General features: G+C 62.3%; 4 protein-coding genes. 1 reads left to right on the top strand and 3 read right to left on the bottom strand.

Annotated elements, in window-relative coordinates:
- Nucleotides 1-127: 127 nt before the first annotated feature.
- The gene (locus tag HWV67_RS28160) at nt 128-1,105 is read right to left on the bottom strand and encodes a TauD/TfdA family dioxygenase (protein WP_175653606.1); all 978 of its coding nucleotides are present in this window, start codon (nt 1,103-1,105) and stop codon (nt 128-130) included.
- Nucleotides 1,106-2,124: 1,019 nt separating this feature from the next.
- On the opposite strand from HWV67_RS28160, the gene HWV67_RS28165 reads away from it, so the two are divergent.
- On the top strand, nt 2,125-3,306 hold the full coding sequence (locus tag HWV67_RS28165) for a PepSY-associated TM helix domain-containing protein (protein ID WP_175653607.1): 1,182 nt from the start codon (nt 2,125-2,127) through the stop codon (nt 3,304-3,306).
- Between the two features lie 62 nt (nt 3,307-3,368).
- Here HWV67_RS28165 and HWV67_RS28170 read toward each other — a convergent pair whose 3' ends face one another.
- Both HWV67_RS28170 and HWV67_RS28175 read right to left on the bottom strand, forming a co-directional pair.
- Complete coding sequence (locus HWV67_RS28170; RefSeq protein WP_175653608.1) at nt 3,369-3,590, bottom strand: MbtH family protein; 222 nt, start codon at nt 3,588-3,590, stop codon at nt 3,369-3,371.
- 82 nt (nt 3,591-3,672) lie between these two features.
- Nucleotides 3,673-5,067, bottom strand: a complete 1,395-nt coding sequence (locus tag HWV67_RS28175; protein WP_175653609.1) for an aspartate aminotransferase family protein — start codon at nt 5,065-5,067, stop codon at nt 3,673-3,675.
- Nucleotides 5,068-5,231: the final 164 nt, after the last annotated feature.

Consider the following 5,231-nt stretch of genomic DNA (forward strand, 5'->3'; position numbering starts at 1 on the left):
GCCTTCGCGAGCAAGCTCGCTCCCACAAGGCCTGTGTCGTATTCAAATCTGGGGATATGCCAAAACTTCGTGGGAGCGAGCTTGCTCGCGAAGGGCCGCAAAGCGGCCCCAAAAAGTCCCCCATGAATCAGCGCTCGGAATACCCCTGCGCCATCGCCACCACCACCTTGCGCTTGCCGGTAAACGGAGAACGCGCATGGGCCGCAAGCATGTTGTCGAGCATCATCACGTCGTTCTCCAGCCATGGGAACTTGATGGTGCATTCGTCCAGCACGCCGCGCACTTCATCGAGCAGATCGACTTCGATCGGCGAGCCGTCGCCGTAATAGACGTTACGCGGCAGGTCTTCCTCGTCCACCACGTCCAACAAACTTTCCCGCACTTCGGCCTGCAGGTTGGAGATGTGGAACAGGTGCGCCTGGTTGAACCAGACCATGTCCTGGGTGATCGGGTGGCGCGCCACCGACTGGCAGATCTGCCGGGTGCGCAGTTCGCCGTCGTCCTTCCACTCGCACTGGATCGAATGCGCGCGGCAATAGGTCTCGACCACGCTTTCGTCCTCGGTGTTGAACACCTGGCTCCACTCCACGTCGAGGCCGTTGCCGTAATTGCGTACGTACATCAGCTTTTTCTCGATGAAGCGATCGCGGATCCGCGCCGGGACCCTGCGGTAGACCTCGCGGCTGTCGGCAATCGGCGTCTCGCCACCGGTCTCGGCGGCGATCATGCTGTAGAACCAGATCCGCATCGGCCAATCGAGGGTGTAGGCCTGCTCGTTGTGCAGCGGAATGCTCTGGTGCGCCGGGTACTCGGTGGAGGTGTAGACGCCCTTGGTCACGTTGCTGCGCGGGGTGGAGCCAAATTCGTAGCTGAGCAGCGGATCACCGAAGCCTGCGGCGAACTCGCGAAAGCGCTCGGCGCCGCCCACGTCGAAACCGCGGAACAGAATACCGCCGGCGGTGTACAGGTGCTGCGCCACCAGCGGCTTGAACTCGCCAAGCGCTTCCATCAGATCCAGGCCGGGTTCGGGCGCCTCGATCAACATGGGCAAGGTGCCCGCCCCGGCCAGCAAAGGTCGGATGTCCAAACTCAACGCATGACTCATGAAATTTCTCCCTGAAGGGTGCAATCGCCCGAGCCCCAGCGGTCAGGCGCGACACCGGTGTCCTGATGGAACGTATGGCCTTGGCTGAAAATTAAGGTTGTTCGTGGAATGGTGGGGGCATGATCTTTGGGGTTTTGGCTTGGGCTTGGGTGCTGTGAGCTTATCCATTCAATGTGGCGCCGCTGCCGGCCCCTTCCGCCTTTACGGCGTCCTACTTTTTTCTTGGAAAAAGTAGGCAAAACCGCTCGCTCCCGCATCCGGCCCTACGCTGCGCTCCGGGTCCCCTCGCTACGGCGCCTTTCGGGGCCACGCGGCCTACGACTCGCTTCGCGAGTCTACATCTCGCGTCTTCGGCTTACGCCGAAGGGTGCTGCGCACCTGCCCCTACAGGCACCTCCGCTCGGCCTCCTGAAGTCGCGAAGTTACGGGCGGTGCCTGTGATGACGGATCTTCGAAAGCAGAAGCTGGGAAAACCACCGACTTGCTCTTTTTTGCTCTTTTTTGCTTTTTTTTGCTCTTGATCTTGCTTCTGCTCTTCTTGCACGAAAGTACAGACGCCACAAATTGCGACTTCAGGAGGCCGAGTGGAGGCGTCTGGAGGGGGCAGGTGCGCAGCACCCTTCGGCGTAGCCGAAGACGCGAGATGTAGACTTGCTTGCAAGTCGTAGGCCGCGTGCCCCCGCAAGACGCCGGAGGGAGGGGACCCGGAGCGCAGCGCAGGGCCGTATGCAGGAGCAAGCGGTTTTGCCTACTTTTTCCAAGAAAAAAGCAGGACGCCGTAAAGGCGGAAGGGGCCGGCAGCCTCGCCAAATGGAATGGATAAGCTCACAACACCCAAATACAAAAAGCCTCCCGACCTCGCTGTAAGAAACATCTGCTTGCATCTCCGTTACATCTTTTCCTTAAAGCCAACCCGCCATTACTCGTTCAGGTAAGGATGCAGCGGCCGCAGGGGCCGCTTTCACCGACACCGAAAGCCCCGGGCCGCGACCCCGGGGCGTGCAGCGAGAGCGTTACCCATGTCGAAGAAGTCCCGCTCGAAAATCTGGTTCCTGGTGCACAGCTGGCTGGCACTGCCGATCTGGTTTTTCGTGCTGATTGTTTGTGTGACCGGCACCCTGGCGGTGGTCAGCAAGGAAATCATGTGGCTTGCCAACCCCGAAATGCGCGCCAACCAGCCTTCGGACGACGCCGAGCGCCTGAGCTTCGAGCAGGTCAGGAACAACCTCGGCAAAACCCACCCGGAAGCCATCGTCGGCACGTTCTTTCAGCCGGACGGTGACTATTTCGCCCTGAACGTCTCCGTGACCTTCCCCGACGGCCGCGCCACCATCGCCTACGTCAATCCCTACACCGGCGACATCCAGGGCTATGTCCCCAGCTTCGACTTCCGCCGTTTCACCCGTGCCCTGCATGGCTGGTGGCTGGTGCCGATAACCAGCGGCTATTCCTGGGGCTGGTATCTGGTCTCGATCCTCGGCTTGCCGATGCTGGCCTCGCTGATCACCGGGCTGGTGGTCTACAAGCGGTTCTGGAAGGGCTTTTTCAAACCGGTACTGCGTTTCAGCCACGGGGCACGGATTTTCTGGGGCGATTTCCACCGCCTGAGCGGGATCTGGTCGATCTGGTTCATCGCGGTCATTTCCATCACCGGCACCTGGTTCCTGATCCAGGCGATCCTGGGCGACAACCAGATCAGCATTTCCAGCTACTCCCCGGTGTCTTCGGTGATCGCCCACGACAGCGTTCCACTGAGCACCGATGGCACGCCACCGCCGATGATCAGTCTCGACCGGGCCCTGAGCATCGCCCAGGAGAAAGTGCCGGGCCTGGACGGCAGCAACCTGCTGTTGCCGAGCAACACCTACGGCACCCTGGTGGCTGCCGGGCGCAGTTGGTATCCGTTGATGTACCAGATGGTGGAAATCCACCCCTACACCGGCGAAATCACCTCCTCGCGCCTGCTCTCGGACCGCACGCCGCTGGAGTTCGTCACCGAATCGATGCGCCCGCTGCACACCGGCGATTTCGGCGGGATCTGGATCAAGCTGATCTGGGCGTTCTTCGGCCTGGTGCTGTCGATGATGGTGCTCAGTGGATTGCTGATCTGGAGCAAGCGAACGGCGCTGGCGACAGCGGCGGCGTTGAAGCGCATCACCAAGGAGGGGCGCAAACGCGTGAAGGCCGACTCGCTGGTTTGAGCGATACCGGAAACAAAAACGCCCCGGTCAGAAACCGGGGCGTTTTCACAAGCCGCGCTCACTCACTGCGCAGCTTGCTCCTCCATCTTCTGCCGCAGGCTCAGCGGACGCATGTCGGTCCACACCTCTTCGATGTAGGCCAGGCAGTCCTTCTTCAGCCCGCTCTTGCCCACGGTGCGCCAGCCGCTCGGTACTTCCTTGTACTCAGGCCAGATGGAATATTGCTCCTCGTGGTTGACCACTACCTGGAACACGATGTCGTCGCGGTCAAATACTGAAGTCATTGTTGCTCTCCGTCGTTATCAAGCCAGGCCGCGCCACCCGCGCGGCCCTCTTGTGGAATGAACGTATCGCTACGCCAGAAAATTACAGGCTGGCCACCGCAGCGGCCAGGGCGCGGCCGAAAATGGCCGAGACCTCATCGATCTGTTCAGCGGTGATCACCAGCGGCGGCAGGAAGCGCACCACGCTGCCATGCCGGCCACCCAGTTCGAGAATCAGCCCGCGCTTGAGGCATTCGCGCTGCACCAGCGGCGCCAGGCGCGGGAAGTAAGGCGCGTGGCCGCGAGCATCCGGCTCGCCGCTCGGGTCCACCAGTTCTACGCCCAGCATCAGCCCGCGACCGCGGATATCACCCAGCTGCGGGTAATCCTGTTGCAGGTCGTGCAGGTGTGCGCTCAGACGCGCGCCCATGGCGGCGGCGTGCTCGCAGATGTTGTGCTCCTTGAGGTAGCGGATCACCGCCGAGCCCGCGGCCATGGCCATCTGATTACCGCGGAAGGTGCCGGCATGGGCGCCCGGCGCCCAGGTGTCCAGCCAGTCGCGGTAAACCATCACCGCCAGCGGCAGGCTGCCGCCGATGGCCTTGGACATGACCACCACGTCCGGGATGATGCCAGCGTGCTCGAAGGCGAACATCTTGCCGGTACGGGCAAAACCGCTCTGGATTTCATCGACGATCAGCGCCACGCCGGCCTTCTCGGTGATGGCGCGCACACCGCGCAACCAGTCCAGATCAGCCGGGATTACCCCGCCCTCGCCCTGCACCACCTCGACGATCACCGCAGCCGGCAGTTGCACGCCGGCTTCCGGGTCGCTCAGCAGGTTCTGCAGGTAACTCAGATTGGCCTTGACCCCGGCCGCGCCGCCCAGCCCGAACGGGCAGCGGTAGTCGTAGGGATAGGGCATGAACTGCACGCCGCTGCTGAGCAGCGCGCCCAGCGGGCGTTTCGGCCCCAGGCTGCCCATCAGGCTCAGCGCGCCCTGGCTCATGCCGTGATAGCCGCCCTGGAACGACAGCACAGTGCTGCGCCCGGTGGCGCTGCGCACCAGTTTCAGCGCAGCTTCCACCGCGTCGGTGCCGGTCGGACCACAGAACTGGATCTTCGCTTCCGCCGCCAGCGCAGGCGGCAGGATGCTGAACAGGTCCTGGACAAACTGGTCCTTGACCGGCGTGGTGAGGTCCAGGGTGTGCAGCGGCAGTTCATCCGCCAACACCTGTTGAATGGCCTCGATCACCACCGGGTGGTTGTGGCCCAGCGCCAGGGTACCGGCACCGGCCAGGCAGTCGATGAAACGGCGACCTTCGACGTCTTCGACATGCAAGCCCTTGGCGCGCTTCAGCGCCAGCGGGATGCGCCGCGGATAGCTGCGCGCATTGGATTCCTGGCGGCTTTGCCGGGCCAGGAGCGGCGACTCGTCGAACTCGTAGAGCGTCTCGCCGGCGTCCTGACCTTCGGTAAACCTGATAGCGACTGACATCTGTGCAACCCTCAAAAAGATTGGATGAGGCGAACCGTTAGCCATCTGTTTCACCCCGCGTTGAAGCGAGTGAAACAGGCATTCATTCCTTCCTTGAAAAACGCGTCAGGGCGTCGCGGATTTACCGCTTGCGAAAGCTTTTTTCCACAACGCCCGCCCGCGGC

Source organism: Pseudomonas sp. Marseille-P9899 (genome assembly GCF_903166565.1).
Lineage (GTDB): Bacteria > Pseudomonadota > Gammaproteobacteria > Pseudomonadales > Pseudomonadaceae > Aquipseudomonas > Aquipseudomonas huaxiensis.

Coding starts and splice junctions, on each gene's coding strand:
- HWV67_RS28160 (WP_175653606.1), bottom strand. CDS start 1,105: ATGAGTCATGCGTTGAGTTTGGACATCCGACCTTTGCTGGCCGGGGCG.
- HWV67_RS28170 (WP_175653608.1), bottom strand. CDS start 3,590: ATGACTTCAGTATTTGACCGCGACGACATCGTGTTCCAGGTAGTGGTC.
- HWV67_RS28165 (WP_175653607.1), top strand. CDS start 2,125: ATGTCGAAGAAGTCCCGCTCGAAAATCTGGTTCCTGGTGCACAGCTGG.
- HWV67_RS28175 (WP_175653609.1), bottom strand. CDS start 5,067: ATGTCAGTCGCTATCAGGTTTACCGAAGGTCAGGACGCCGGCGAGACG.